Origin of the sequence: Caulobacter sp. (assembly GCF_039596335.1) — a bacterium.
Lineage (GTDB): Bacteria > Pseudomonadota > Alphaproteobacteria > Caulobacterales > Caulobacteraceae > Caulobacter.
The window spans coordinates 281235-307612 of sequence record NZ_JBCNJZ010000005.1 but is presented as its reverse complement, the minus strand read 5'-3'; the positions used below and the strand labels follow the sequence as shown (position 1 = coordinate 307612).

General features: G+C 69.0%; 25 protein-coding genes. 16 read left to right on the top strand and 9 right to left on the bottom strand.

Translation table 11 applies throughout. The features are described 5' to 3' along the window. Nucleotides 1-7: 7 nt before the first annotated feature. Both ABDW31_RS12730 and ABDW31_RS12725 read left to right on the top strand, forming a co-directional pair. The gene (locus ABDW31_RS12730) at nt 8-919 is read left to right on the top strand and encodes a class I SAM-dependent methyltransferase (RefSeq protein ID WP_184718885.1); all 912 of its coding nucleotides are present in this window, start codon (nt 8-10) and stop codon (nt 917-919) included. Nucleotides 920-921: 2 nt separating this feature from the next. After that, complete coding sequence (locus tag ABDW31_RS12725; protein ID WP_184718883.1) at nt 922-1713, top strand: RNA methyltransferase; 792 nt, start codon at nt 922-924, stop codon at nt 1711-1713. Between the two features lie 6 nt (nt 1714-1719). On the opposite strand, the gene ABDW31_RS12720 is transcribed toward ABDW31_RS12725, so the two are convergent. Together ABDW31_RS12720 and hrpB are read right to left on the bottom strand one after the other, a co-directional pair. Further along, on the bottom strand, nt 1720-2202 hold the full coding sequence (locus tag ABDW31_RS12720; RefSeq protein WP_184718869.1) for a hypothetical protein: 483 nt from the start codon (nt 2200-2202) through the stop codon (nt 1720-1722). A 97-nt stretch (nt 2203-2299) separates the two neighbouring features. Beyond that, nucleotides 2300-4741, bottom strand: coding sequence for an ATP-dependent helicase HrpB (gene hrpB, locus ABDW31_RS12715; RefSeq protein ID WP_184718867.1), 2442 nt, complete (start codon nt 4739-4741; stop codon nt 2300-2302). Between the two features lie 181 nt (nt 4742-4922). Here hrpB and ABDW31_RS12710 point away from each other — a divergent pair, with 181 nt between their 5' ends. The 5 genes from ABDW31_RS12710 to ABDW31_RS12690 all read left to right on the top strand — a co-directional run bounded on the left by ABDW31_RS12710 (nt 4923) and on the right by ABDW31_RS12690 (nt 10409). Further along, the gene (locus tag ABDW31_RS12710) at nt 4923-6539 is read left to right on the top strand and encodes an amino acid permease (RefSeq protein WP_184718865.1); all 1617 of its coding nucleotides are present in this window, start codon (nt 4923-4925) and stop codon (nt 6537-6539) included. Nucleotides 6540-6612: 73 nt separating this feature from the next. After that, nucleotides 6613-7323, top strand: a complete 711-nt coding sequence (locus ABDW31_RS12705) for an MBL fold metallo-hydrolase (RefSeq protein WP_184718863.1) — start codon at nt 6613-6615, stop codon at nt 7321-7323. A gap of 87 nt (nt 7324-7410) precedes the next feature. Continuing rightward, nucleotides 7411-8187, top strand: a complete 777-nt coding sequence (locus ABDW31_RS12700) for a response regulator (RefSeq protein ID WP_184718862.1) — start codon at nt 7411-7413, stop codon at nt 8185-8187. Beyond that, nucleotides 8184-9584, top strand: coding sequence for an ATP-binding protein (locus ABDW31_RS12695; RefSeq protein WP_184718860.1), 1401 nt, complete (start codon nt 8184-8186; stop codon nt 9582-9584). The genes ABDW31_RS12700 and ABDW31_RS12695 overlap by 4 nt, the downstream gene beginning before the upstream one ends. Before the next feature lie 90 nt (nt 9585-9674). After that, a complete protein-coding gene (locus ABDW31_RS12690; RefSeq protein ID WP_184718858.1) occupies nt 9675-10409 on the top strand; it encodes a hypothetical protein in 735 nt (244 codons plus the stop codon). Here ABDW31_RS12690 and ABDW31_RS12685 read toward each other — a convergent pair. Then, the gene (locus ABDW31_RS12685) at nt 10384-11031 is read right to left on the bottom strand and encodes a DUF1345 domain-containing protein (protein WP_343698936.1); all 648 of its coding nucleotides are present in this window, start codon (nt 11029-11031) and stop codon (nt 10384-10386) included. The two genes, ABDW31_RS12690 and ABDW31_RS12685, sit on opposite strands and share 26 nt — an antisense overlap. A 138-nt stretch (nt 11032-11169) precedes the next feature. Between ABDW31_RS12685 and ABDW31_RS12680 the strand changes: the two genes are divergently transcribed. Together ABDW31_RS12680 and ABDW31_RS12675 are read left to right on the top strand one after the other, a co-directional pair. Next, the gene (locus tag ABDW31_RS12680) at nt 11170-11307 is read left to right on the top strand and encodes a hypothetical protein (RefSeq protein WP_184718854.1); all 138 of its coding nucleotides are present in this window, start codon (nt 11170-11172) and stop codon (nt 11305-11307) included. A 39-nt stretch (nt 11308-11346) separates the two neighbouring features. Beyond that, nucleotides 11347-11550, top strand: coding sequence for a general stress protein (locus ABDW31_RS12675; RefSeq protein ID WP_184718852.1), 204 nt, complete (start codon nt 11347-11349; stop codon nt 11548-11550). 149 nt (nt 11551-11699) lie between these two features. On the opposite strand, the gene egtB is transcribed toward ABDW31_RS12675, so the two are convergent. From egtB to ABDW31_RS12660, 3 genes are all read right to left on the bottom strand, one after another. Beyond that, nucleotides 11700-13862 carry an ergothioneine biosynthesis protein EgtB gene (gene egtB / locus ABDW31_RS12670; protein ID WP_184718850.1) on the bottom strand — a complete coding sequence of 721 codons (2163 nt, stop codon included), beginning with the start codon at nt 13860-13862 and terminating at the stop codon, nt 11700-11702. A gap of 317 nt (nt 13863-14179) precedes the next feature. After that, entirely contained in the window at nt 14180-14815 is a 636-nt protein-coding gene (locus ABDW31_RS12665; protein ID WP_343698895.1) for a cysteine hydrolase, read from the bottom strand. Continuing rightward, on the bottom strand, nt 14812-15876 hold the full coding sequence (locus ABDW31_RS12660; RefSeq protein WP_184718848.1) for an LLM class flavin-dependent oxidoreductase: 1065 nt from the start codon (nt 15874-15876) through the stop codon (nt 14812-14814). Before ABDW31_RS12660 ends, ABDW31_RS12665 begins: the two co-directional genes overlap by 4 nt. A gap of 178 nt (nt 15877-16054) precedes the next feature. Here ABDW31_RS12660 and lptC point away from each other — a divergent pair, with 178 nt between their 5' ends. From lptC to spt, 7 genes are all read left to right on the top strand, one after another. Continuing rightward, complete coding sequence (gene lptC, locus ABDW31_RS12655) at nt 16055-16687, top strand: LPS export ABC transporter periplasmic protein LptC (RefSeq protein ID WP_184718846.1); 633 nt, start codon at nt 16055-16057, stop codon at nt 16685-16687. A 1-nt stretch (nt 16688) separates the two neighbouring features. Beyond that, nucleotides 16689-17813: a glycerophosphotransferase gene (locus ABDW31_RS12650; RefSeq protein ID WP_184718844.1), complete on the top strand. Its 1125-nt coding sequence runs from the start codon at nt 16689-16691 to the stop codon at nt 17811-17813. Then, nucleotides 17810-19195, top strand: a complete 1386-nt coding sequence (locus tag ABDW31_RS12645; protein WP_184718842.1) for a lipopolysaccharide biosynthesis protein — start codon at nt 17810-17812, stop codon at nt 19193-19195. Before ABDW31_RS12650 ends, ABDW31_RS12645 begins: the two co-directional genes overlap by 4 nt. Further along, nucleotides 19158-20876, top strand: a complete 1719-nt coding sequence (locus tag ABDW31_RS12640) for a fatty acyl-AMP ligase (protein ID WP_184718840.1) — start codon at nt 19158-19160, stop codon at nt 20874-20876. Before ABDW31_RS12645 ends, ABDW31_RS12640 begins: the two co-directional genes overlap by 38 nt. Continuing rightward, a complete protein-coding gene (gene cerR / locus ABDW31_RS12635) occupies nt 20869-21810 on the top strand; it encodes a ceramide reductase (protein ID WP_184718838.1) in 942 nt (313 codons plus the stop codon). Before ABDW31_RS12640 ends, cerR begins: the two co-directional genes overlap by 8 nt. Before the next feature lie 76 nt (nt 21811-21886). Further along, on the top strand, nt 21887-22138 hold the full coding sequence (locus ABDW31_RS12630; protein ID WP_172273350.1) for an acyl carrier protein: 252 nt from the start codon (nt 21887-21889) through the stop codon (nt 22136-22138). A 4-nt stretch (nt 22139-22142) separates the two neighbouring features. After that, nucleotides 22143-23357: a serine palmitoyltransferase gene (gene spt / locus ABDW31_RS12625; protein ID WP_184718836.1), complete on the top strand. Its 1215-nt coding sequence runs from the start codon at nt 22143-22145 to the stop codon at nt 23355-23357. 60 nt (nt 23358-23417) lie between these two features. Here spt and ABDW31_RS12620 read toward each other — a convergent pair whose 3' ends face one another. Genes ABDW31_RS12620 through ABDW31_RS12610 form a run of 3 tightly spaced genes read right to left on the bottom strand, consistent with a single transcriptional unit; the run spans nt 23418 to nt 26340 of the window. Next, nucleotides 23418-24305, bottom strand: coding sequence for a hypothetical protein (locus ABDW31_RS12620; protein ID WP_184718834.1), 888 nt, complete (start codon nt 24303-24305; stop codon nt 23418-23420). Further along, nucleotides 24302-25216, bottom strand: a complete 915-nt coding sequence (locus ABDW31_RS12615; protein ID WP_184718832.1) for a diacylglycerol kinase family protein — start codon at nt 25214-25216, stop codon at nt 24302-24304. Before ABDW31_RS12615 ends, ABDW31_RS12620 begins: the two co-directional genes overlap by 4 nt. Beyond that, nucleotides 25213-26340 (bottom strand): CDP-alcohol phosphatidyltransferase family protein, encoded by a 1128-nt coding sequence (locus tag ABDW31_RS12610; RefSeq protein ID WP_184718830.1) that lies wholly within the window; start codon nt 26338-26340, stop codon nt 25213-25215. Before ABDW31_RS12610 ends, ABDW31_RS12615 begins: the two co-directional genes overlap by 4 nt. Nucleotides 26341-26378 lie beyond the last annotated feature (38 nt).

Sequence of the window (26378 nt, the reverse complement as noted above, 5' to 3'; positions counted from 1 at the left end):
GCGGGCGATGGCACCGAAGATCGCTCCGTCCCCCCTCGTCATGCGCACCACCGGCTGGGCCGACTACGCCCTGCTGGACAGCGGAAACGGCAAGAAGCTGGAGCGCTACGGCCGCTACACCGTCGTGCGCCCCGAGCCGCAGTGCTTCTGGGCGCCGCGCCTGGATCAGAAGGTGTGGGACAACGCCGACGCCGTGTTCGATCCCTCCGACGAGGATGAAGCCGGCCGCTGGCGCTTCAAGGGCAAGCCGATCGAGAAGTTCGACCTAGGCTGGGGCGACGCCAAGTTCCACGGCCAGTTCACGCCCTTCCGCCACCTGGCCTTCTTCCCCGAGCAGGCCGCCAATTGGGCCTGGCAGGACGAGCGCGTGCGCACCCTGTGCAAGAGCTCAGGTCCGCAGCCGAAGATCTTGAATCTGTTCGGCTATACGGGCGTGGCCTCGCTGGTCTGCGCCGCTGCCGGCGCGGCCGTCACCCATGTCGACGCCTCCAAGAAGTCGGTCGGCTTCGCGCGCGAGAACGCCGCCTTCGCCGGCCTGGCCGACAAGCCGATCCGCTGGATCGTCGAGGACGCGCGCAAGTTCGTGGCCCGCGAGGTCCGTCGCGGCAACACATACGACGGCATCATCCTGGACCCGCCCAAGTTCGGCCGCGGCGCCGACGGCGAGGTCTGGCGCCTGTTCGAGGACCTGGCCGCCCTGACCAAGGACTGCGCCCAGCTGCTGTCGCCCGACGCCTCGTTCCTGCTGATGAACGCCTATGCCGCCCGCGTCTCGGGCGCGGCGATGTCGGGCCTGCTGGCCCAGGAGCTGGAAGGCCGCGGCGGCGTCATCGACTGGGGCGAGCTGTCGCTGGTCGAGGAAAAGGGCGATCGCCAGATTGGCCTGTCGTTCTTCGCCCGCTGGTCCTCGGAGGGCTGATTGTGAACGCCAAGACCGTCACCTCGCTGACCAATACCACCGTCAAGGCCGTCCGCGCCCTGCATATGCGCAAGGAACGGGAAGAGAGCGGCCTCTTCCTGGCCGAGGGCCTGAAGATCGTCATCGAGGCGATCGACTGTGGCCACGCGCCCAAGATCGTCATGTACGGCCCCGACGCCGCCGATCACCCGATGCTGAAGAAGGCCGTCGCCGCCTGCGTCAAGGCCGGCGGCGAAGTCATTGAGGTCAATCGGGAAATCCTGGAAAAGGTCTCGCGTCGCGACAACCCCCAGGCCGTCGTCGCCGTCTTCCGTCAGGTGTTCACGCCGCTGTCGGCCATCGTACCCGAGAGCGCGCCGTGCTGGGTGGCGATGCAGGCCGTCCGCGACCCCGGCAACCTGGGCACCGTGATCCGCACCGCCGACGCCGCTGGCTGCGGCGGCGTGATCCTGGTCGGCGACTGCGTGGACCCCTACTCCGTCGAGGGCGTACGCGCGACCATGGGCTCGATCTTCGCCGTGAAGATCGCCAAGGCCACTACGCCTGAGTTCCTGGCCTGGCGCGAGACCTGGCCCGGCAGCGTGGTCGGAACCCTGCTGACCGCCACCGTCGACCACAAGAGCGCCGACTATGTGAAGCCGTCGCTGATCCTGATGGGCAACGAGCAGCAGGGCCTGCCGCCCGAGCTGGCCGCCGCCTGCGACGTCAACGTCAAGATCCCCATGCGCGGCCGCGCCGACAGCCTGAACCTGTCGGTGGCCACGGGGATCATGATCTACACGGTGACGGGCTAGGCCCGGCTACTTGGCTTCCGGCTTCTTCGCCGGGGCGATGCCGGCTTCCTTGCCCAGGGCTTCGAACTTCGACTCGTCGACATATTCGCCGAGCTTAGTGAAGTTCTCGGCGACGGCGGGATCGCCCATCAGGCCGCGCATGGCCACTTGGCCCAGCACGCCAAAGGATTGCTCGATCGCCGAGGCGCCCTCGTACTTCAGCGCCTCGACCGTCTCCTTGCGGCAGCTGGTGATCAGAAGCCGCTCCATAAGGCCCGAGGCCTTCCGGGCGATTTCGGTGCGCTGAGCCTCGGTGATGGACACATAGCCTTTGACCGAAGGGTGAGAGCTCATCGCGGCGAACACCCAGTTCACGAGATCCGTTTGATCCTGCGGGGTCGCCGAGCGCACCAGGCACTTGGACATCTCGTCGGTATAGATGCCGGCATGGGCCAGACCCGGCGCGAGAACGGCAGCCGCCGCGGCGAACGACATCAGCAAGCGTCGCATATGTTCAATCATCCCCGATCCGCGGATTCGTCGTTCCGCAACCTCTAGTCACACCCGGGGATGCCTTTGGACAAGCCCGCTCGCGCGACGAGAGTTCTCAGGTCCCGCGCGGCTTGGCCCGGGTCACCGGGGCGGCGTTGGCCGGGTCGTCGGGCCAAACGTGGCGGGGGTAGCGGCCCTTCATCTCGACCTTCACCTCGCGCCACGAGCCTTTCCAGAAGCCGGGCAGGTCCTTGGTGATCTGGATCGGACGGTGGGCGGGCGACAGCAGGGCCAGCGTCAAGGGGACCTTGCCGCCCGCGACACTGGGATGTTCGGAGAGGCCGTAGAGCTCCCCCACCCGCACTTCCACGCGCGGACCGCCCTCGGCCGCGTAATCGATGGCGAAGGTCGAGCCGGTCGGGGCCTCGAAGCGGGCCGGCAGCATCGTATCCATCTTCCGCTGCAGGTCCCAGGGGACCAGGGTTTTCAGCGCATCGTGCAGCGCCCCTTCGTCCAGGCTGGCCAACGACGATCGGCCCGGCAGCAGCGGCTCCAGCCATTCGTCCACCCGCGCGATCAAGGCGGTTTCGGAGAGGTCCGGCCAGTCCTCGCCATCGACGTCGCGCAGGAAGGCCACGCGATCCAGGAACGCCCTGGCCCGCTCGCCCAGCCGTAGCGCCTTCATGCCATCAGCGCGGACCTGATCCAGCAGCGCGCCGGCGATCATCGCCGGGTCGGGGTTCTCGATCAGCCGCTCTTCCAGAACCAGCTTGCCCATCCGCAGCAGGCGCTTGGCGCGCACCTTGCCGCCGGCGGTCTCCAGACGGTCCTCAGCCACCATGCGATCAGCGAAGGCCTCGCGCAGGTCAGCCTCGTCGACGGCGGCGGCCAGCAGGATGCGGTCGCGGCTGTCGCCCCCGCCCAACTCGCCGACGGCCAGCCAGCTCTCGCGGGCCAGGGGATCGGTCGGCTCCAGATAGACGCCGCGCCCGCCGGCCAGCTGGAACTCGCCGGGCTTGCCGCGCGCCTTGGCCACCCGCTCGGGATAGGCCTCGGCCAGCATCAGGCCGGCCTCGAGCGCCTTGGCGCCGCTCTTCTTACCCGCCGCGCGGCTCCAGCGCTCGACCAGGGCCATGGCGTCGCGGCCGCGGGGTGAGCGATCGCGGTGCAGGTTCTCCAGCCGCCGGCGCAGGTCGACGTCCTTGCCGCCCAACCCCTGCTCGGTCAGCACCGCGGCGATCTCGGCCCCCTCGCGGGCCTGGCCCGAGGCGGCGGCGCGGACGACCATGTGCGCCAGGCGCGGCGGCAGCGGCATCTCGGCCAGGGCCTCGCCGTGCGGGGTCAAATCCCCCTGCCCGTCCAGCGCCTGGATGCGGGTCAGCAGGGTCCGGGCCTCAGCAAAGGCCGGCGCCGGCGGCGGGTCCAGGAAGGTCAGGCCCGCAGGATCGCGCGCGCCCCAGCGGGCCAGATCCAGGGCCAGACGCGACAGGTCGGCCTCCAGGATCTCGGGCCGCGCGAAGGCCGGCAGAGAGCGGGTCTCGGGCTCGCCCCATAGGCGGTAGCAAACGCCGGGCTCGGTGCGGCCGGCGCGGCCCCGGCGCTGGTCGGCGGCGGCGCGGCTGACGCGCACGGTCTCCAGACGCGTGATGCCCGAGGCCGGGTCGTAACGCGGCACGCGAGCCTGGCCGGCGTCAATCACCACCCGCACGCCCTCGATGGTCAGCGAGGTCTCGGCGATCGAGGTGGCCAGCACCACCTTGCGGCGGCCTGCGGGCGCGGGGGCGATGGCGCGGTCTTGGGCGGCGGGCTCCAGCGCGCCATACAGCGGCGCGATGTCGACATCGGGCCGGCGCAGGCGCTCGTTCAGCCAGCTCTCCGCTCGGCGGATCTCGCCCTGCCCCGGCAGGAAGACCAGGATCGACCCGCCCTCCTCGGCCAGCGCCCGCTCGACAGCGCGACCGACGCGCTCCTCAAGACGCTGACGTTCGTCGCGACCGAGATAGCGGGTGTCGACTGGGAACATCCGCCCCTGGCTTTCCACGACCGGCGCATCGTTCAGCAGCGCGGAAATCCGCGCCCCATCCAGGGTGGCCGACATTACCAGGAGGCGCAGGTCGTCGCGGAGCACGCTCTGCACATCGCGCGCGAAGGCCAGGCCTAGGTCGGCGTCCAGGCTGCGCTCGTGGAATTCGTCGAACAGCACGGCGGCGACGCCGTCCAGGCCCGGATCATCCAGAATCATCCGGGTGAAGACGCCCTCGGTCACCACCTCGATGCGTGTGCGGGCCGAAACCTTGGACTGCAGGCGCACGCGGAAGCCCACGGTCTCGCCGACGGCCTCGCCCAGATTGGCGGCCATCCGCGAGGCGGCGGCGCGCGCGGCCAGGCGCCGAGGCTCCAGCACAATGATCTTGCGACCCTGGGTCCACGACTCGTCGAGCAGCGCCAGAGGCACGGCCGTGGTCTTGCCGGCGCCGGGCGGCGCGACGAGAACGGCGGTCTCCCGTTCGCTCAGGGCGCCTTTCAGCGCGGGAAGGGCCTCGAAAATGGGCAACATCGCGCCCGCTTTAGCGGCGCCGCTCAAGAACGCCAAGCAAGGCTGGACTAGTCAGGGGCGCGGAGAACATTTACGCGCTTCCACCGCTCGACCTTGACCCCATGCTCATAAAAGGGTCACGGTCCGCAAAATTTTCTAAAGGCGACCCCTGGGGGGAGTCTTGCCTACTCCAGGAGGAACTATGTGGCGCGTTAAATCGCTTGATGCGATCCTAGCGACGGCTGAGAAAAAATCCCTTCACCGCTCGCTTGGTCCCGTCCAGCTGACGCTGCTGGGGGTTGGCGCGATCATCGGTACCGGGATCTTTGTTCTGACCGCCGCCGCCGCCCAGAAGGCCGGCCCTGGCATGATGTGGTCGTTCGTCATCGCCGGCGCCGTCTGCGCCTTCGCCGCGCTCTGCTACTCCGAACTGGCCTCGATGGTCCCCGTCTCGGGCTCGGCCTACACCTATAGCTATGCCGTCATGGGCGAACTGCTGGCCTGGATGGTCGGCTGGGCGCTGATCCTGGAATACGCCGTCGCGGCCTCGGCCGTGTCGGTCGGCTGGTCCGGCTACTTCCTGGGCCTGATCGAGAACGCGCTGGGATTCCATTGGCCTGACGCCTTGAGGCACGGGCCCGCCTGGTCGATGAACGGCTGGATGCCGGCCGCCGACTTCAGCGCCGGCATCGTCAACGTCCCGGCCATCATCGTGGCTCTGGCCGTGACCGCCCTGCTGGTGCTGGGCACCACCGAGAGCGCCCGCGTCAACGCGATCCTGGTGGCGATCAAGGTCACCGCCCTGACCGTGTTCATCGCCATGGCCATCCCGGTCCTGAAGACCGGCAACTTCTCGCCCTTCACCCCGAACGGCTGGTTCGGTCCGGCCGGCACCACCGGCATGGGTGTGGTCGGCGCCGCGGCCTCGATCTTCTTCGCTTACGTCGGCTTCGACGCCGTCTCGACGGCCGCCGAAGAGACCAAGGACCCGCAGCGCAACGTGCCGATCGGCCTGATCGGCTCGCTGGCGCTGTGCACCATCTTCTATCTTCTGGTCGCGGCCGGCGCGATCGGCGCGATCGGCGCTCAACCGGTGCTCGGCGCTGACGGCTCGGCCGTCCAGCCCGGCTCGGCCGCCTTCACCGCCGCCTGCAACCTGGCCGCCAACAAGGACCAGCTGGTCTGCTCGAACGAGGCCTTGGCCCACGTTCTGCGCATGATCAACTTCCCGGTCCTGGGCAACCTCTTGGGCCTGGCAGCCAACCTGGCGCTGCCGTCGGTCATCCTGATGATGATCTACGGCCAGACCCGCATCTTCTTCGTCATGGCCCGCGACGGCCTGCTGCCGGAGAAGCTGGCCGCCATCCACCCCAAGTTCAAGACGCCGCACATCGTCACCATGGTGACGGGCGTGTTCGTCGCCATCGCCGCCGCCTTCTTCCCGGTGGGTCAGCTGGCCGACATCTCGAACTCGGGCACGCTGTTCGCCTTCTTCATGGTGTCCATCGCCGTGATGGTGCTGCGCAAGAAGGACCCGAACCGTCCGCGTCCGTTCAAGACGCCGTTCCTGTGGGTCGTCGCCCCGATCGCCATGATCGGTTGCGCGGTGCTCTACTTCAACCTGCCCTTCGAGGCGATGGCCGTGCTGCCGATCTGGGGCGCCATTGGCCTGGTGATCTACTTCGCCTACGGCTACCGCAAGAGCCACGTCGGCCGCGGCCTGGTGGACGTGCCGGAGCTGGATCCGGCCGCCCCCGGTGGTCCGGTGCCGCCGATGCCGGGTGCGCCTGCCCCGGGCTCGAAGGAAGAACGCGATTGATCTTCAGGCTATAGGCCTTAGGTCAGAGAGGGCGGGCGCTTCGGCTCCCGCCCTTTTCTTTTGAGGCCTTCCCATGACCATGCCCATCTCCGCGGTGATCGCGCCGGTCACGCCGCTGCAGCAGAACTGCACGATTGTGTGGTGCACCAACACGATGAAGGCCGCCGTCATCGATCCCGGCGGCGAGGTCGATCGCCTACTGAAGGCCCTGACCGACAAGGGCCTGACCCTGGAGAAGATCTGGATCACCCACGGCCACATGGACCACGCCGGCGGCGCGGCCGAGCTGAAGGCCCGCACCGGCGTTCCGATCGAGGGCCCGCACGAGGACGACCAGTTCTGGATCGACCAGATCCAGCAGAGCGGCGAGATGTACGGCATCCCTGAAGCCCGGATCTTCGTCACCGATCGCTGGCTGCACGACGGCGACAAGGTCACCCTGGGCGAGACCCAGTTCGAGGTCTTCCACTGCCCCGGCCACACGCCCGGACACGTGGTGTTCTTCCATCGCGAGACCAGGTTCGCCCAGGTCGGCGACGTGTTGTTCCAGGGCTCGATCGGCCGCACCGACTTCCCGCGGGGCAACCACCAGGACCTGCTCGACTCGATCGTCCAGAAGCTGTGGCCGCTGGGCGACGACGTGCGCTTCGTGCCGGGCCACGGCCCGATGTCGACCTTCGGGGCCGAGCGCCGCAGCAATCCGTTCGTGGCCGACCGGGTGATCGCCCAGATGCAGGCGCAAGGGTCGGCCTATCAGGCACCGAAGAACCACTCGCCAGGCTGACACGCGACATCGGGCCGCATGACAGGGTTGCGTCGCTGTTTCAGCCGTGAAATCTGGGCGTGACGGGGGCGTGACAGGAAGCATCGCATGGAAACCGTCCAGAATACCGTTCCCAATGCCGCCCAGGGCGAGCCCGATGCCCTCCGTGGAGCCGCGCCCCGCATCCTGATCGTCGACGACGACCCCGGCATCCGCGATGTCGTCTCCGAGTTCCTCACCCGCCACGGCTATGCGGTCGAGACCGCCCAGGACGCCCGCACGATGGAGCAGGTGCTGGCGCGCGGTCCGATCGACCTGATCGTGCTGGACGTCATGCTGCCGGGCGAAGACGGCCTGGCCATCTGCCGCCGCCTGTCGGGCGCCAGCGACGCCCCGGCCATCATCATGCTGTCGGCCATGGGCGAAGAGACCGACCGTATCGTCGGCCTGGAGCTGGGCGCCGACGACTACCTGCCCAAGCCCTGCAATCCCCGTGAGCTGTTGGCCCGCGTCCGCGCCGTGCTGCGCCGCCGCCAGGAGCCCCGCGCCGTCGACGACGCCATGGGCGCGGCCTGCGAGTTCGCCGGCTGGCGCCTGGATCTGGTCCGCCGCGAACTGCGCTCGCCGCAGTCGGTGGTGGTGAACCTGTCTAGCGGCGAGTTCTCGCTGTTGCGCGCCTTCGTCGAGCGTCCGCAACGCGTTCTTACGCGCGACCAGCTGCTGGACCTGGCCCGCGGCCGCGACAGCGACGCCTATGACCGCGCCATCGATGTCCAGATCAGCCGTCTGCGCCGCAAGCTGGACGACGGCGGCGGCGGCGAGCTGATCCGCACCATCCGCAGCGAAGGCTACATGTTCACCGCCAAGGTGCTGCGTACGCCATGACAATGTTCCGGCGCGGCGCGCCGCTGTTCGTGCAGGCTCTGGGTCTGGTCATCGTCACCCTGGTGGCGGCCCAGCTGATCTCGATCGCCGTCATCTTCAACCTGCCGCCGCCGCCGCCCGAGTTCTATCGCTCCAGCGAGATCGCCCGCGCGATGCGCACGGGCCAGCCGGTGCAGGCCCGCGATGGCCGCCAGCTGGTCGTGCGCCAGCGCAACGCCTTCCGCTCCGAGGGCGTCGACAGCCCCCGCCGCGCCGACTTCAAGGCCGGGGTCAGCCGGGCCATCGGCGTGCCGGTCGACCGCATTGAGCTGCATACCGACAACGGTCCGCGCTTCTTCGTCCGCCGCAACCAGGTGACCAAGCCCCCGGAAGGTCCGCCTGGACCGCCGCCCGGTCCCGGCCGCGAGCCCTTCGCCCGCGAAGGCGGCCCCGGCGCGCGCGGCCAGGGTCCCGACGAGCCGCTGATCTTCGGCGACTTCAAGCTGGGCGTACGCCAGAGCGACGGCCAGTGGCTGGTGGTCGAGCCGCGCCCCGGCCTGCGCCTGGACAGCTGGCAGCAGCGGGTGCTGCTGATCCTGCTGCTGTCGGTGATCGCCGTCTCGCCACTGGCCTGGCTGTTCGCCCGCCGCCTGTCGCAGCCGATCACCGCCTTCGCCGACGCCGCCGAGCGCCTGGGCAAGGACCCGCGCAGCCCGCCGCTGAACCTGACCGGCTCCACCGAGGTCCTGGCCGCCGCCTCGGCCTTCAACATGATGCAGGAGCGCCTGCGCCGCTATGTCGAGGATCGCACCGCCATGGTCGGGGCCATCGCCCACGACATGCGTACGCCGCTGACCCGTTTGCGCTTCCGGATCGAGGCCACGCCCGACGACGTCAGGGCCAAGCTGGCCGCCGACATCGACCAGATGGACGCCATGATCTCGGCCACCCTGGGCTTTGTGCGCGACACCAGCCGTCCGGCCGAGCGCACCAAGCTGGAGCTGTCTTCGCTGGTCGAGAGCGTGGTCGACGAAGCGGCCGAGACGGGCGGCGACGCCACGGTCGAACGAGCCGAAAAGGTGGTCATCGAGGGCGATCCGGTCGCCCTGAAGCGCCTGGTCTCCAACCTGGTCGAGAACGCCTTGAAGTACGGCGCGGCCGCCCGCGCCCGGGTCTATCCCGAGGACGGCATGGCGATCATCGAGATCGACGACGACGGCCCCGGCGTACCGCCGACCGAGCTGGAGCGGGTGTTCGAGCCCTTCTATCGCGGCGAACCCTCGCGCAATCGCGAGACCGGCGGCATTGGCCTGGGCCTGGCGGTCGTCCGCTCCCTGGCGCGGGCGCATGGCGGCGACGTCACCCTGCATAACCGCCAGGGCGGCGGCCTGCGCGCCTGTATCCGCCTGCCGGCCTAGATTGTTTCAGCGCCGCAAGGCCGCGTTGGACAGCTGACATCCCCGGGACATCCGGCCGCGCTTCAAGCTTGGCCAAACGGAGATCCCCCGATGACGCCCCGCACGCTCGGCCTGACTGCCGCCCTCGCCCTGACCTTGACCGCCTGTGCTAGCGGCGGACCGCCGGAGGGCCCGCGCGGGGGTCCGCCGTCCGGCGAGGACGGGCCGGGTCCGCGCGGCGGCGGCCAGCAGCTGTTCATCAGCCCGGCCGGCGAGCCCTTCCGCGCCCCGCCCGGCGCGCCCTACCCCGTCGCAGCTTGGTTCGCGGGGGCGGACGCCAATCATGACGGCGCCCTAACGCGGGACGAATTCGTGGCCGACGCCCTGCGCTTCTTCGCCGTGGTCGACGCCGACCATGACGGGGTGATCGACGGCTTCGAGGTCAGCGCCTACGAGCAGCGCATCGCGCCGGAGATCATCGGCGGTGCGGCTCCTTCGCTACGGCGCGGCCCCGCGGGCCAAGGCCCCGGCGGCGGCGATGGCCCGCCCGGCGGCGGACGCGGCGGACGTGGGCCTCGCGGCGGCATGGGCGGCAACGCCCTGCAGGGCGCGACCCTGTACAGCCTGATCGCCGAGCCTCAGCCGGTCATGGGCGCCGACGCCGACTTCAACCGCCGGATCACCAAGGACGAAGCGACCAAGGCCGCCTTGACCCGCTTCAGGCTGCTCGACACCGACAAGGACGGCGTCCTGCGCCTGGAGACCCTGCCCAAGACCCCCGTCCAGCTGCGCGCCGAGGGTCGGGCCGGCAAGGACGGCCCTAAGCGCCGACCAGGCCGGCGATGAGGTTGATGCCCAGCGCCAGGATGGCGGTGTTATAGAAATAGGCCGCCGCCGCATGGGCGGTGACCAGCCGGCGCACCTTCGAGGTCAGGATCGCGTTGTCCGAGACCTGGAAGGTCGCGCCGATGCTGAAGGCCAGATAGGCGAAGTCGAGATAGCCGGTCGGCTGCTCGCCGGGAAACTGGATCGCGCCGGGCTCAGAGCCGTCTCCGAAATGCCGGTGGGCGTAGTGCAGCACGAACACCGACTGCAGCACCAGCCAAGACAGGACCAGCGTCGCCCCCGCGCAGCCGGCGATCAGGGCCTTGGCGCCGGCGACGGTGGTCTTGGCGGCGATCATGGCGTCGACCACAGCCCCCAGGCTGGCCAGGATCGCCGCCAGCACGATCAGCATCAAGACCGGAACGCCCTCGTCTTCTTGGGCGGCGCGCGAGCGGACTTCGGCTTCGTCGGCGCGTAGAAACAACGTCCAGGTCGTCAGTAGATAGACTAAAGCGGCGCAGTCCCAACCCAGCAACAAGTGCGCGCCGCGCGGGGCGCCCAAGATTTTCGCCGCTGACCAAGCGGCTATTCCCGCCGCCAAAGCGGCGGGCAAACGCCAATGAGCGACGGCGCGATCCAGCATCTGCTTGGCGTTGCGGGGCATTCTCAGACGACTCCTTGTCCCACCGCTCGTCCCTGTGCGGCGTAATTAGTGTCACCAAGCGGTGAACCGAAACCGTGTTCGCTGGTTACTTCACCGGAACGCTTAGGAAACGACACAGTGACCGACCCTACTGCCCCGCCCCCGCCCGAGCCTAAACCGCCCGAGTATGAGCCCGGCGTTATCCCCGTCGAGGAGCCCCCTACCTCGCCGCCACCGGTCGATCCTGGGGACGACCGTCCCTATGCCGCCTCCTGATGCGTCCCGCCTGTGACCAGTCCCGACTAGGAGCCCCACATGGACATCGATAGCGAACGTCCCCGCGGCCGTCGCGGTTTCGCCGCCATGGACCCGGAACGCCGACGCGAGATCGCCAGGAAGGGCGGAGCTAGCGTGCCCAGTGAAAAGCGCAGCTTCGCCAAGGATCGCGACCTCGCGGCCAACGCAGGACGCAAGGGCGGTTCGTCCTCGCGGACCGGCCGGCCCGGCGAACGACTCTAAGACGATCGAACCGCAAGGTTCGGACGCCGGTTCCGGCTCACTCGGAACCGGCGCCTTTTCGTGTGCGGGTCGTCGCTCCTGACCCGGACTCAAAAAGAAAGCCGCGCCGCCCCGAAAGGGACGGCGCGGCGCTTTCGTTTTCCTGATGATCAGGCCGTCAGCGCATAGACGGCGAACGCGGGGTCCTCGCTGACCCAGCGCTGGGCCACCGTCCAGCCGGCTTGGCGCGCGATCGCCTCGAAGGCCTCGGGCCGATACTTGTGCGAGTTCTCAGTGTGGATGGTCTCGCCAGCCGCAAACCGGAAGCCGTGGTCGCCGACCATGACGATCTGATCGCGGACGCTTTCCAGGTGCATCTCGATCCGGCTCTCCTCGGCGTTCCAGACCGCTCGGTGTGCGAAGGCCATCGGATCGAAGGTCCCGCCCAGCTCGCGATTGATGTGGACCAGGATGTTGCGGTTGAACGCCGCCGTCACGCCCTGGGCGTCGTCATAGGCCGGCACCAGCACCGCAGGATCCTTAGCGACATCGGCGCCGACGATGAACAGCGACCCTGGCCCCAGCAGCTCGCGCGCGCCGCGCAGCACGGCCTCGGCCTCGTCCGGCGCGAAGTTGCCGATGGTCGAGCCGGGGAAGAAGCCGACCGGCGTGTGGCTTCGCGCGCCCTCGGGCAGGCGCATGGCCTGGGTGAAGTCGTCGACCAGCGGCGTCACGGCGAGGTCCGGATAGTCGGCGCGCAGGCTCGCGGCGGCCGCGTCCAGGGCGCTGGGGCTGATGTCGATCGGCGCGTAGACCGCGATCTGCGGGGCGGCGTCCAGCACGATGCGGGTCTTAGTGCTGGCCCCGCTGCCGAACTCGACCAGAGCCGCGCCGTCGGGAATGCGCGCGGCGATTTCCGGAGCGATCTGGCGCAGCAGCGCCGTCTCGGTGCGGGTCAGGTAGTATTCGGGCAGTTCGCAGATCTCTTCGAACAGGCGCGAGCCCTCGGCGTCGTAGAAGTACTTGGCCGACAGGGTCTTGGGCGTGGCCGACAGGCCGGCGATCACTTCACTGAGGAAGCCGTTCTCGGGCGTCACCGCGCTCAGCCGATCGTCGTCGGCCAGGCGCACCCCGGCGAACATCCAGCGTTTGTCGGGGTGGAAGAAGTTGCGATAGCTGGCCCGCGTGTGATCGCAGGGCGTTGTCTCGCAGCCGCCGCGCAGCACCATCTGGCTGACCATGAACTTGCCGTTGTACTCGCCCAGCGCGCCCGGCCCCGGCTTGAAGCCCGGATAGGCGCTGTAGGCGCTGGCGGTCCACTGCCACGCCGCGCCATAGAGTTGGCGCAGGGCCGAAAGCCCGCTGGCGGTGGCGGCGGCCTCCCACTCGGCCTCGGTCGGCAGGCGGCGGCCGGCCCAGGCGGCGAAGGCGGCGGCTTCGAAATAGCTGACGTGCAGCACGGGCGCGTTTGGATCGACCGGATGACGGCCGCGCAGGGTCATGGTGGTCCAGGCGCCGTCGTCCTCGCGCCGCCAGTAACCCGGAGCCTCCCAGCCCTCTTCCTGGACCTTGGTCCAGCCCTCGGACAGCCACAGGTCGGCCTGGGCATAGCCGCCGGCCTCAATGAAAGCGATCCACTCACCGTTGGTCACCAGACGGTCGGCCAGGCGGAATGGGGCGACATAGGTCTTGTGGCGCGGGCGCTCGTTGTCGAAGGCGAAGCCGCCCTCCTCTGCCCCGATCTCCACCAGACCGCCGGCGAAGCGGTGGAAGCGCAGCGGACCGGCGTCAGGACGCTTCACAGCCGAACCGGGCTGGTAGGCCGGGCTCAGGGGCGACTGAGCGAACAGATGCAGGATGTCCATCAGGATCAGCTCCTGATGCTGCTCCTCATGGGCCAGGCCCAGCTCCAGCCGCTCGCGGATCTCCGGCGACACCGTGCCGTCCAGCAGGCGGATCATCGCCGCGTCGACATGGGTGCGATAGGCGCCGACCGCCTGGGTCGAGGGCCGGGTCAGCAGGCCACGTTGCGGTCGCGGCTGCCGCGGCCCCATGGCCTCGTAATAGGAATTGAACAGATAGCCGAAGCTCTCGTCGAAGACCTGGTAGCCCGCCAGGAACGGCGTCAGCAGGAAGGTCTCGAAGAACCAAGTCGTGTGCGCGCGGTGCCATTTGGTCGGGCTGGCGTCCGGCATCGACTGGGCCGCCTGATCCTCGGAGGACAGCGGCGCGGCCAGGGTCTCGGTGCGCCAGCGGACGCGACGGTACTGGTCGGACAGGGTCTCGACGGGCGCGCCGACAAGGTCCATCGCGGGCAGGTCGTCCGGGGTCATGAGCACTCCTGAGGAAACCAGGGCGGGCCTCGCCACAGCCCGCGACGACAACGTCCCGTCAACTTCAGTGTTCCGCCGTGCATCAGCAAGCATGGACGGCCGACGCTGCTGACACAGGGTGTCAGGAAGCGTACGGCGGCGCTTGACCGCAACAAACCCGTTTTGAGCGAATTATTTTTGAAACGACTGGAGGGGGAGCGCGCGCGGAGACGTCACCACAATGAGAGCGTCGACTGCCCCTTACCGTCGGCGTCTCCCAGCCGGCCGGGGAATTGAGCAGCCTCGGCCGGCCCCCCACATCCCAAAAAATCAAAGATTTAGACGCGCCAGACGGCTGTGACGCTGGCCGTGTCGGAAACGATCGCGGTGTTCAGGTCCATGACCTTCAGCGCCCCGATGTGCAGGTCCGGCTCGTAGGCCGCGCAGGCGTCGGCGGCGACAATCACGTGGTAGTCGAGGTTGAAGGCGTCCCGGGCCGTGCCGTCGACGCAGCATTCGGTGGTCACGCCGGCCAGCACCACCGTGTCGATCCCCAGGGTCCGCAGCCGCACGTGCAGATCGGTGTCCCAGAAGGCGCTGTAGCGGGTCTTGCGCACCACCCATTCGTCCGCCTGGGGCTGAGGGCCGACGAAGGCGCTGCCCGCCTCCCCGTCCCGGCAGATGGCCGCCTCGACGGCGGGCTCGCCGCCGCGCCGTCGCAGGCGCTCCAGCAGGACCGGTGAGTCGTTCTCGGGCCGCGTGAACAGTCCGGCGAAGATCACCGGAACCTTCGCCGCCCGCGCCGCCTGCGCCAGATGTTGCGCCGCCTCGAGAGCCGCGGGCACGGTCGACAGGTCCGCGCCCCAGCGCCCTGCCGCGCCGTCGGGCGAGACGAAGTCGGCCTGCATGTCGATGATCAGCAGCGCCGTGCGGCCTGGCGCGACCCAGTCGGCCCTCATCGCGCCGGGGCTCATGCGAAGGCCTCGCGCAGATGCGGCAGGACCTCGGTCCCGAACATGGCCAGCCCCTCGTCATAGTCGGGAAAGATCAGCATCAGCCCGTCCAGCTCGCACGTGGTCATGAAAGCCTGGATCTGCTCGCGGCAGGTGGCGGGCGAGCCGACCACGGTCTGGGTCATGAACGCCCCCTGCCTTTCGGCCGTCGCCTGCAGGCGGTCCGCCGGCACCCCCCAGCTGCGCAGCATGGCCAGGATCGCGCCCATGTCCGCGCCCTCGGCATAGCGGCGGGCCAGAGCCTGCGCGCCGGCGTCGCTCTCGGCGTGGATCACCGTGCACATGGCGTAGGTCCGCACCGTGCGGCCCAGGTCGGCGGCCAGCGCCTTGGCCCGGCGGGAGGCGTCGCGGTGCTCCTCGCGGGTGCGGCCGCCGATGAAGCAGGCGTCGGCCTCGCGCACCGAGAACTGGAAGCCGCGATCCGACATCCCCGCGCAGATCAGCTCCGGCCGAGGCGTCGACAGCGGCTTGGGGCGCGATTGGCAGTCCTTCATCGTGAAGTAGCGGCCCGCGAAGTCGACGCTGTCCTCGGTCCACAGCCGCTTGACGATGGTCGTCCATTCCTCGGCCAGGGCGTAGCGGTCGTCGTGTGACAGCGAATCGTCCCAGGCGCTCATCTGGTCGAACTCGGCCTTGTAGGCCCCGGCGACGATGTTCAGGCCTGCGCGACCGCCGCTGATGTGGTCGATGGTGGAAATTAGCTTGGCGGCTACGGCCGGATTCTGCAGCAGCGGATGGACCGTGGCCCAGATGCGCACCCGCGTGGTGGCCTCGGCGATGGCGGCCATCAGGGTCACCGATTCCAGCGACGCGCCCCAGTGGTCGGTCTCGCCGCCGAAGCCGCGGAACTTGGCCATCGACATCACGAAATCCATGCCGATCTGGTCGGCCGCCACCGCCGCGGCGCGGTTCTGGGCGTACAGGCCGTCCAGCGCCGGCGTAGTCTTCGACACGATCCAGCCGCCGTTGGCGACGGGCAGGAAGACGCCGAAATCCTTGTGCCTGGGTGAGCGGTCGAGCATGACGCGGATCCTTAACACGGCGCGCGCGGGAACATCACGCCGTTCGCGGCCAGCGACAACGGCTCAGTTTCCCTAAGGGCGGCCGCGCCTATTTCGGTCGCCTCGCCCTGCGCCAGGAGCGCGCATGTAGAAACAAAGGTCTTGGGCGAAAGCCGGCGGAGGACTATCCATTCCCCAAATGCTCACCCAGACCGATGGCGCCGCCGCCGTCCCCTCTGTTCCCAGCGCCGCAGAACGGGCCCGCAATCGCCGCCGGGCGCCGGTCCGCCGCCTGCGCCTGGGCCTCGCCGTGTTCGCCGCCCTGGTCGGCGTGACCGTGGTCGGCCAGGCCTCGCTGCGCAGCTTCGCCTCCAGCAAGCTGCAGACGCAAGCCGCCGCCACGCCCCTGCTGCTGGACAAGCCGCGCTTCACCGGCGTGCTGAAGGACGGCCGCGCCTTCCTGATCACCGCCCAGCGCGCCGAGCGCGACGCCAAGGACGAGAACCTGGTCCGACTGGTCGCTCCGACCCTGATCCGCGGCTACGGCGAACCGCAGTCGACCCAGGCCACGGCCAAGACCGGCCTCTATCGCGAGGCCGAGCACAAACTGCTGCTGTCCGAAGACGTGAAGATCGAGAGCGCCGAGGGCTACACCTTCGACGCGCCCCAGGCCTTGATCGACATGCGCACCGGCGAAGTCACCGGCCAGTCCGGCATCGAGGGCTCGGGCCCCAACGCCAGCACCCGCGCCAACAGCTACGAGGTCACCGACAAGGGCGACCGGGTGAAGCTGCAGGGCCGGGTCCGCACACGGCTGGAGCCCGGTCGCTGACGTGGCCGCCGCCAAACGCGTCTGCTTCCTCTACATCGCGCAACACCACCAGGTCTGGCACAGCCTGTCGGTGGCTGTCGCCATGGCGCGCCGCTGGCCGGGTGTGAAGGTCGAGATCGCCGCGACGACGCCTGACCTGCTGGCCTATGTCGAAAGCCTGCTGGCCGATCTGGGCGGCGCGCCGATCGAGCTGGTCCTGCTGCCGCCGGCCTGGCTGCGCAGCCTCGGCCGCGGGGCCCCACCCAAGGCCCCGATGTTGATCGCCAACGCCCTGCGCCTGTCGCGCTACGATGCGGTGATCACGCCCGAGCGCACCACGGCCCTGCTGCGCCGCATCGGCGTGCGCCATCCGATCCTGGTCTACACCCAGCATGGCGCCGGCGACCGCGAGGGCCCGTTCGAGCCACGCTTGAAGGTGTTCGACATCGTCATGGCCGCCGGCCGCAAGCAGCGCGACCGCATGGTCGGTGAAGGCTGGGTCAAGGCGGAAGACTGCGCCATGGTTGGCTATCCCAAGTTCGACTTGGTCGATGAATTGCCGCCCCGCCCCACCCCGCACTTCGACCGCGAAGGTCCGGTGGTGCTGTACAATCCCCACTTCCACGCCCAGCTGGGCTCCTGGCCCAAATGGGGCCGGCAGGTGCTGGACTATTTCGCCGGCAACGACCGCTACAACCTGGTCTTCGCCCCCCACATCCGGCTGTTCGAGACGGCCTCGATGGAGGAGCGCGCGGCGTTCAAGACCTTCGCCGAGCATCCGCGGATCCATGTCGACCTGGGCGGCCCGGCGGCGGCGGACATGACCTACACCCGCTCGGCCGACCTTTATCTGGGCGACGTCTCCAGCCAGGTCTACGAGTTCCTGCGCACGCCCAAGCCGTGCCTGTTCCTCAATTCCAGCGGCGCGGCCTGGTGCGGCGATCCCAGCTTCCACCACTGGCTTTACGGCCCGGTGCTGGAGCGCATCGAGGATCTGGGCGACGGCCTGGATCAGGCCTTCGCCACCCACGAGGACTATCGTCAGACCCAGGCCTGGGGCATCGACGAGACCTTCGACGTCAGCAACACCTCCGCCTCGGTGCGCGCCGCCCGCGCCATCGTCGACCGCCTGGAACGCGCCGCATGACCGACGCCCCGGCGGCTGCGAAGCCCGTATCGCCTCTCAAGAAGGTGCTGGCCAACGCCGGCCAGCTGCTGAGCGGCCGTGTGGTCAACGCCGTCGTCGGCCTGGCCTATATCGCCCTGACCGCTAGAAGCTTGGGCCAAGAGCTGATGGGTGTCGTCGTGCTGGTCAACGCCTTCGCCCAGTTCCTGGGCGAGGTGGCGCACTTCCAGTCCTGGCAGACCCTGATCACCTACGGCACGGGTCCGCTGCTGGAAAACGACCGGGCCAAGTTCCACCAGGTGCTGCGCCTGTCGCTGCTGCTGGACCTGATCAGCGGCGTGCTGGGCGTGGTCCTGGGCGTGCTGGGGGCCTTCTTCTTCTGGAAGACGCTGCAGTGGCCGGCCGACGTGATCGGCTACGGCGCGCTGTACGCCCTGTCGATCGGGGTGATGACCTCGGCCACCGGCGTGGGCCTGCTGCGGATGTTCGACCGCTTCCGCCATCTGGCCGGCCAGCAGGCGGTCAGCTCGCTGGTGCGGATGGTGGGCTGCGCGATCTGCGCGGCGCTGCACGCGCCGATCCAGTGGTTCCTGCTGGCCTGGGCGGCCGGCACCTTCGCCCAGTTCTTCTACATTGCCGCCATCGCGGTCTGGGACCTGAACAAGCGCGGCCTGCTGAAGGGCTTCGCCGTGCTGGGCCCCACCGGCGCCGGCCTGCCGGGCGTCTGGCGCTTCGCCATGGCCACCAATTTCTCCAGCACCCTGGACGTCGGCTTCACCCACGTGCTGACCATGATCGTCGGCGTTCTGCTGGGGCCGACCCAGGCGGGCTTCTGGCGGATCGGCAAGCAGGTGGCCGACGGCATGGCAAAGCCGGCCCGCCTGATGGTGCCCGCCCTCTATCCTGAACTGGCCAAGATGCGGGCCGCCGGCGGCCAGCAGGCGATGACCAAGCTGGCCCTGCAGATCGGCCTGATCGGCGGCGCGGCGGCCGGTGTTCTGTTGCTGGTCAGCCTCGTGGCAGGACGTTGGATATTGACCACCGTCATGGGAGAAGGCTACGGCGCGGCGGCGGGAGTCATGAACTGGCAGGTCGCGGCCGCCGCGATCGGGGTCATGACCTTGCCGCTGGAACCGATGCTGGTCTCGATGCGCGCCGCCGGCGCCGCACTGGCCGTACGCCTGGTGGTGGTGATCGCCTATCTGGCGGCGCTGGTTCCTCTGATCACCACGTTCGGCCTGACCGGCGCGGGCGCTGCTCTGGTGGCGTCGGCCTTGGCGATGGCCATAGGCATGTATTTCATGGCGCGCCGACGGCTCGCTAGACTCGCGGCGGAAGAAGGCTCCGCTCGCACCGACAAAGACGATGAAGGCCCAAGTCATGATTACGCCCACGGCGTCTGACCGCACCGTTCGGTTCGCCGACTTTCCGACCCTGACCCAGGCCCTGGATTTCGCCGCGACCGGCGAGACCGGGATCAACCTGCATTCGCTGCGTGGCGAGCTGGTCGAGGCCCTGCCCTACGCCCAGCTGCGTGAGGACGCGATCGTCCTGGCCCGCCGCCTGCTGGCGACCGGCGCCAAGGTCGGCGACAGCGTGGCCCTGCTGGCCGAAACCGACGGCGACTTCGTCCGCGCCTTCTTCGCCTGCCAATATGCCGGCCTGCTGCCCGCGCCGATGGCCCTGCCGACCCCGCTGGGCGGCCGCCCGGCCTATATCGAGCAGATCAGCAACCTGGCCAAATCGGCCAAGGCCAACATCCTGATCGGTCCGGTGGGCCTGAAGGACTGGGTGGCCGAGATTGGTGAGCGCGCGGGCCTGGCCTTCGCCGGCGTCCTGGCCGACCTGCCGGAAGACGGCGGCGCCGAGCTGCCGACTATCACGCCGGAAGATCCCTGCTACCTGCAGTTCTCGTCGGGCAGCACCCGCACCCCGACCGGCGTCCTGGTCCTGCACAAGGCCCTGATGGCCAACTGCGTGGCGATCACCCGCGACGGCCTGCAGGTCGTGCCGGACGACCGCGCCATCTCGTGGCTGCCGCTCTATCACGACATGGGCCTGATCGGCTTCCTGCTGGCCCCGCTGAGCTGCCAGATGTCGGTCGACCTGCTGCCCACCGGCGCCTTCGTGCGCCGCCCGCTGCTGTGGATCGACCTGATCGGCAAGAACGGCGCGACGATCGCCTACAGCCCCACCTTCGGCTACGAGCTGTGCGCCCGCCGCGTACAGGGCCAACCGCTGGACAACTACGACCTCTCGCGCTGGCGCAACGCCGGCCTGGGCGGCGACATGATCCGCATGCCGCCGCTGAAGGCCTTCGTCGAGGCCTTCGGCCCGGCCGGCTTCTCGCCGAACGCTTTCGTGGCCAGCTACGGCATGGCCGAGGCTACCCTGGCCCTGTCGATGGCCCCGCTGGGCAAGGGCCTGCGCGCCGAGACCCTGGATGTCGAGCGTCTGGAACGTGACAACCTGGCCGTCGACGCGCCGGAAGGCTCGGAACGCGCCCGCGACTTCGCCCGCTGCGGCCCGGCCCTGCCCGACCACCTGCTGGAAGTTCGCGACGAGAACGGCGCTGTCCTGCCCGAGCGCGGCGTCGGCCGGATCTTCGCCAAGGGCCCCTCGATCATGAGCGCCTACTTCGCCAATCCGGAAGAGAGCGCTCGTGTGCTGTCGGCCGACGGCTGGCTGGACACCGGCGATCTGGGCTTCAAGATCGACGACGAAATCGTCATCACCGGCCGCGCCAAGGACCTGATCATCCTGAACGGTCGCAATATCTGGCCGCAGGACCTGGAGTGGACCGCCGACCACGAGATCGACGGCCTGCGCAGCGGCGACGTCTGCGCCTTCGCCATTCCCGCCGAGCCGGAAGACCAGATCGTGGTCCTGGTCCAGGCGCGCGGCGGCGACGCCGACACCCGCGCGGCCCTGGTCGAGCAGGTCGCCACCCTGCTGCGCACCCGCCACGGCGTCGACGCCAAGGTCAAGCTGGTCGGGGCCCACGCCCTGCCCCAGACCTCGTCGGGCAAGCTGAGCCGTTCGAAGGCCAAGACCGCCTATCTGGCCGGCGCCTACGGTGACTAAACGCGTCGCCGTCACCGGCGCGACTGGCTTTCTGGGTCGTCACCTCGTCCGAGCTCTGGCCCAGGACGGCTGGACGCCCCGGTTGCTGGTGCGCCGCGACCCCATCCACCCGCTGTGGCGGGACATCGATCTGGAAGTCGTCACCGGCGACCTCAAGACCCCCGGGGCGCTGGATCGCCTGTGCCGGGGCGCCAAGGTCGTCATCCACGTGGCCGGCCTGATCAAGGCCGCCACACTGGAGGGCTTCAACGTCGTCAATCGCGACGGCGCCCGGGCCGCCGCCCTGGCCGCGAAAGCGGCAGGCGCGCGCTTCATCCTCGTTTCGAGCTTGGCCGCCCGCGAGCCGCAACTCTCTAACTACGCCGCCAGCAAGCGCGCCGGCGAGGACGCGGTCCTAGAGGTCTTGCCCGAAGCGCTGATCGTGCGCCCGCCGGCGATCTACGGCCCCGGCGACACTGAAACCCTGGCCCTGTTCGAGCTTGCGGCTAAAAGTCCGATCCTGCCCGTGCTGTCGCCAGACTCGCGAATAGCGATGATTCACGTGCAGGACGCCGCGGCCAAGCTTGTGGACTATTGCAAAAGACACTCTACGGGGGTCATCGAGCTCTCGGATGTGCGGCGCGACGGATACACTTGGACGGAAATCATGCGCGCCGCGGGGGTGGCGATGGGCCGAAATCCAAGCCTGGTAAGGCTTCCCGACGCCGCCATCAGGGCCGCCGGAGCCCTTGCGGATACTTGGTCTTCAGCGACCCGGACGCCCCTGGTGTTCGGCTCGGGCAAGGCCAGGGAATTGATTCACGCCGATTGGACCCTATCTAGCGCTCCGATGGCGGAGGGAGTACCCAGCGTGTTCGGTCTGACCGACGGGTTTCAGAACACCGTCGACTGGTACCGAGCAGAGGGTTGGTTGCCAAAAAACATCGCCGCCTGAGCGAATTGGGCGGATATCTGACAGACTCGCCGTTACAGTAGTGTCACGGGTGGGGCTCCCGGAGGTTTGATTTAGTATGGAAACGGTGACGGATCTCAGCTTGCGCGAGATCGGGGTTGCGACGAGCAAGGTTCTGGGTCGCCCGGTCGAGGTGCACGCAGAGTCGCATATCGGTCGTGATCTCGCCGTGGATTCGCTGGCCCTCATGAACATCATCATGGAGCTCGAAGACACCTTCGATATCTCCATTCCGCTGGATCGCCTGGCCTCTGTCGAGACCGTCGGCGACCTTTCCAAACTGATCAACGATCTCCGGACTAGGGCTTAACTTAATGGGGCTGTTTGATAAGCACCTGGCCTATCGCGATGCGTACAAGGCCATTCAGGACGCCGGGGCCGACCCGTTCAAGGTCCGCTTCGACGCCGTGACCTCGCCGACCGAAGGCGTCGTCGAAGGCCGTCCGACGATCCTGCTCGGCACTAACAACTATCTGGGCCTGACTTTTGACGAAGAAGCGATCGCCGCTTCGGTCAAAGCTGTACAGGAACGCGGCACCGGCACGACCGGTTCCCGCATCGCCAACGGTTCGTTCGAGGCTCACGTCGAGCTCGAACAGGAACTGGCCAAGTTCTATGGCCGCAAGCACGCCATGGTCTTCACGACCGGCTACCAGGCCAATCTGGGCGTGCTGTCGACCCTGGTGGGTCGCGGCGACCACCTGATCCTGGACGCCGACAGCCACGCCTCGATCTACGACGGCTCGCGCCTGGGCCACGCCGAGGTCATCCGCTTCCGCCACAACGACCCCGAAGACCTGGCCAAGCGCCTGCGTCGCCTGGGCGATGCGCCCGGTGAGCGCCTGATCGTCGTCGAAGGCGTCTATTCGATGATCGGCGACGTTGCGCCGCTGAAGGAAATCGCCGCCGTGAAGCGCGAGCTGGGCGGCTACCTGCTGGTCGACGAGGCCCACTCGATGGGCGTCCTGGGCGCCACGGGCCGCGGCCTGGCCGAAGCGGCCGGCGTCGAAGACGACGTCGACTTCATCGTCGGCACCTTCTCCAAGAGCCTGGGCGCCATCGGCGGCTTCTGCGTCTCGAACATGGACGACTTCGACGTCATGCGCGTCGTCTGCCGTCCGTACATGTTCACCGCCTCGCTGCCGCCGGCTGTTGTGGCCTCGACGGTCACGGCCCTGCGCCGCATGGTCGAGCAACCCGAACTGCGCGACCGCCTGAACCGCAACGCCCAGCGCCTGTACGACGGCCTGACCGCCATGGGCTTCCACACCGGCCCGACGGCCAGCCCGGTGGTCGCCACGACCATCCCGGACCAGGAACGCGCCATCGCCATGTGGAACGGCCTTCTGCAGGCCGGCGTCTACCTGAACCTGGCCCTGCCGCCCGCCACGCCGGACAGCCGTCCGCTGCTGCGCGCCAGCGTCAGCGCCGCCCACACCGACGAGCAGATCGACGCCGTCCTGAACGCCTTCGCCGAAATCGGCGCGGCCTTCGGCGTCATCGAGCCCCTGAAGCGCGCCCGCGCCTAAGGCTTCCGCTCCGCTGGAAACAGAAACGCCCGGACCGAAAGGTCCGGGCGTTTTCGTTTGTCAGGTCCGCAAGGCTTTTCGCCGGGCGCTCCAGATCTGGAACAGCACCCCCGGCGCCGCCAGCACCGGGAAGCGCTCCTTCCACGGCGTCAGCTGCACCTCGACACCGGTGTGGCGCTGGATCTTCCAGACGGCGTAGCGCGCCGCGCCCTGGAAGGTGAAGGACGCCTTGATCAGCCGGGCCACGTTCAACGGCTTGCCCAGGGCCTTGCGGACGCTCCAGGCCTTCCTGAGGCGGGTTTGCTCCCCCTGCCCCATCGCCGCGCCTTCGTCGCGCTGGACGGCCTCCATGACGCGCTCATAGCGGCCCGGGTCGTAGGTCAGGATCGAGACCTCGCGGCCGGCCTTCTCGACCCGCAGCTCGGCCTTGTAGGTCTCCTGGAACAGCGCCGTCCACAGGGTCAAGGGCGCGCCGTCGACGGGGCCCAGAGCGATGGCGAAACGGGCGGCGGTGCGGCAGGCGCTGGTCACCGCGTCGATCACGCTGTCACGCGCGCCATCGGCGGCCCAGATCAGGGCGCAGGGCTGGACGAAGCGGGCCCAGATCGTGGTGTCGATCCCCGCCCCGCTCGTGGCCTTCTGGAACTGCGCCAGGGTCATGGAGGCGACCTTGGCGCGCAGCACCGTGCCGTCATGCTCCAGCTCGTGATAGCTGACGTCCGGCCACAGGATGCGGGTGAACAGGCCCCGCCAGCCGGCCGGCGGCCGCTCGGTCAGGACGTAGTAGTCCAGCACGCCCGACAGGTCGCCGGTGCGCAGGATCGAGCCATAGAACAGCACCCCCTGGGCGCCGGGAAACAGCGTCGTCAGATGCTGGGCGAAGGCGGTGATCGGCGCGGGGGTCGGCGTGGAGAGCTCGGCCGCGACCAGGTCGCGAAGGCCGTTCATCCGACTAGGAACCGCAGCGAGGGGCCCAGGCCGATCGTCAACTCGCCGCCGTCAAAGATCTCGCCGTCCAGCACGAACGGCGCGCCTCCGGCCAGGGTCACCGTGCGCGGGTCGCGGCGGCGATAGCCCATGCTCTCCAGCTTGGGCTCGGCCTTGCCACTCAGCACCAGCGGTAGGGCCTTCAGGAGGCGCTTGGGCGGGGCGTCGACGTCCAGGATCTTCAGACCCTCGCGCGGCGCGCCGAAGGGCTTGAGGCCGAACGGCAGGCGCTTCAGCGCCGTGGCGACCACCGCGAAACGCTCGCCGCCAGGCTGGGTTTCGCCGTCCAGAGCCAGGCGGGCCGGCACGCCTTCGCGCCATTCGTCCCGCGCGCCGCCGAACAGCGCGCCCAGGGTGGCGGTAAAGATGGTCACGGCCACCGCCAGATTATGGAAAAAGCCGACCTTGTGGACCCGCTGCGACAGGCTGGTGGCCTTCACCGGCGCCCCGACGCCGAAGAAGAAGCCCTGCAGGCACGGGCGCTCGTCGGCCCAGGAGACCCGCAGCGGCGGCCGCGATTTGATGCGCGGCTCCAGCTGGCGAGCGGCGACCAGGGCCTCCTCCAGCCGCCAGTCGTTGGGCGTGCCCAGGTCGATGGCCAGCACGTTGGTCTTGCCCGACGGCAGCACCGCCAGCAGCGGCAGGTCCTCGCCGAAGGTGTGCGGCAGCAGGCTGATGACGTCGCGCACCGTGCCGTCGCCGCCGTCTATGATGAGCAGGTCCAGGCCGTCCTTGGCGAAGTCGTCCAGGGCCGTCTTCAAGGCCTCGCGTCCGAAGGGCTCGACCAGGCGCACGCCGTCGGGCGTGGGCCCGGGCGGGTGCACACGGTTGCCGTGGCTCTTCGGATTGCGGACGACCCCGATGCGCGTCATTTCGCCAGCCAGGACTGGATGGAGCCCTTGGGCGCGAACAGGCCTTGCACGATCTGCACGGCGTGGACCACCAGACACAGGCCCGTCCAGATCGCCACCAGGGTGAAGCCCACATCCGGACGGCCGACCAACGCGGCGCCGGTCAGCAGGATCAGGTTCGGGTTCCGGCGGGCGGTGATCAGGCGGAAGAAGCTGTCGAAGGGCCGCCAGGCGTGCACTTCCAGCTTGAACAGCGCCAGGAAGATGCCCTCCTCCACCCGCTGCAGGACGTAGCCGGCCAGAACCACCGCCAGGCTCAGGCCCGCATAGGGAATGTCCTGGCCGACCGCATAGACGCCGACGAACCAGGCCCACCACCAGAACGGCGGATGGACCAGGTCGATGCCGTGGTCGAAGACGTTGCCCCACTTGGACGAGGTCAGGGTCACGCGGGCCAGCTTGCCGTCGACTGTGTCCAGGAAGGTCATGATCCAGGCGCAGACCAGGCCCCAGCCGAAGTGGCCGGTCCAGAAAAGGTACATGGCCGCCAGCACCAGCAGGAAGCCGATGCCGGTCACCTGGTTGGGGGTCATCTTGGCGATGGCGCACCAGCGCGTCACGACCCGGGCCGGCGCGGGCCAGACGTACTTGGTGACCAGGTCGGTCACGCCTTTATACGAGCCTTGGAACAGGCGCTTTTCGACGGCGCGAACGGTATCTGGCGTCAGGCGCTCCAGCACCGGCGGCTCGCGCTTGCGCAGGGCGCTGTTGTAGGCCGAGCCCAGCTCCAGCGCGGTCAGGCGCACCAGGCGCGGGTCCAGGCCCGACGGGTCCTGGCCGGCGTTCAGCGAGTCGGCGGCGGCCTGGGCCAGCCCGGCCGGCGCATGGACGGCCACGGCGCGGCCGGAGTCGTCGACCAGCACAGCGCCCTCGCGGCCCGCCAGCGCCTTGATCAGCGACTCGTCGAACACCCAGCCGGCGTCGACCGCGACCACGGCGTGCGACAGGTCGACCGTCGGCGTCTCGACCAGGCCGATACGGCGATAGATGCGCGACAGGCGCTCGGCCGAGGTCATGCCCCAGATGCGGCCGCCACCCTGGCCGACTGTGACCGCGCGCGGTCCGCTTTGCATTTCGCTACTCAAAGACAGATAAACCCCTTGAAACCCGAGCCGCTTGATAA

Bases quoted from the DNA above. Each gene is read 5' to 3' on its own strand.
- ABDW31_RS12640 (WP_184718840.1), top strand. From the start codon at position 19,158: ATGAAGGCCCAAGTCATGATTACGCCCACGGCGTCTGACCGCACCGTT.
- ABDW31_RS12615 (WP_184718832.1), bottom strand. From the start codon at position 25,216: ATGACGCGCATCGGGGTCGTCCGCAATCCGAAGAGCCACGGCAACCGT.
- ABDW31_RS12695 (WP_184718860.1), top strand. From the start codon at position 8,184: ATGACAATGTTCCGGCGCGGCGCGCCGCTGTTCGTGCAGGCTCTGGGT.
- lptC (WP_184718846.1), top strand. From the start codon at position 16,055: ATGCTCACCCAGACCGATGGCGCCGCCGCCGTCCCCTCTGTTCCCAGC.
- ABDW31_RS12660 (WP_184718848.1), bottom strand. From the start codon at position 15,876: ATGCTCGACCGCTCACCCAGGCACAAGGATTTCGGCGTCTTCCTGCCC.
- ABDW31_RS12730 (WP_184718885.1), top strand. From the start codon at position 8: ATGGCACCGAAGATCGCTCCGTCCCCCCTCGTCATGCGCACCACCGGC.
- ABDW31_RS12665 (WP_343698895.1), bottom strand. From the start codon at position 14,815: ATGAGCCCCGGCGCGATGAGGGCCGACTGGGTCGCGCCAGGCCGCACG.
- ABDW31_RS12675 (WP_184718852.1), top strand. From the start codon at position 11,347: ATGGACATCGATAGCGAACGTCCCCGCGGCCGTCGCGGTTTCGCCGCC.
- ABDW31_RS12630 (WP_172273350.1), top strand. From the start codon at position 21,887: ATGGAAACGGTGACGGATCTCAGCTTGCGCGAGATCGGGGTTGCGACG.
- ABDW31_RS12690 (WP_184718858.1), top strand. From the start codon at position 9,675: ATGACGCCCCGCACGCTCGGCCTGACTGCCGCCCTCGCCCTGACCTTG.
- ABDW31_RS12720 (WP_184718869.1), bottom strand. From the start codon at position 2,202: ATGCGACGCTTGCTGATGTCGTTCGCCGCGGCGGCTGCCGTTCTCGCG.
- ABDW31_RS12685 (WP_343698936.1), bottom strand. From the start codon at position 11,031: ATGCTGGATCGCGCCGTCGCTCATTGGCGTTTGCCCGCCGCTTTGGCG.
- ABDW31_RS12620 (WP_184718834.1), bottom strand. From the start codon at position 24,305: ATGAACGGCCTTCGCGACCTGGTCGCGGCCGAGCTCTCCACGCCGACC.
- spt (WP_184718836.1), top strand. From the start codon at position 22,143: ATGGGGCTGTTTGATAAGCACCTGGCCTATCGCGATGCGTACAAGGCC.
- ABDW31_RS12700 (WP_184718862.1), top strand. From the start codon at position 7,411: ATGGAAACCGTCCAGAATACCGTTCCCAATGCCGCCCAGGGCGAGCCC.
- ABDW31_RS12710 (WP_184718865.1), top strand. From the start codon at position 4,923: ATGTGGCGCGTTAAATCGCTTGATGCGATCCTAGCGACGGCTGAGAAA.
- ABDW31_RS12645 (WP_184718842.1), top strand. From the start codon at position 17,810: ATGACCGACGCCCCGGCGGCTGCGAAGCCCGTATCGCCTCTCAAGAAG.
- ABDW31_RS12705 (WP_184718863.1), top strand. From the start codon at position 6,613: ATGACCATGCCCATCTCCGCGGTGATCGCGCCGGTCACGCCGCTGCAG.
- hrpB (WP_184718867.1), bottom strand. From the start codon at position 4,741: ATGTTGCCCATTTTCGAGGCCCTTCCCGCGCTGAAAGGCGCCCTGAGC.
- egtB (WP_184718850.1), bottom strand. From the start codon at position 13,862: ATGACCCCGGACGACCTGCCCGCGATGGACCTTGTCGGCGCGCCCGTC.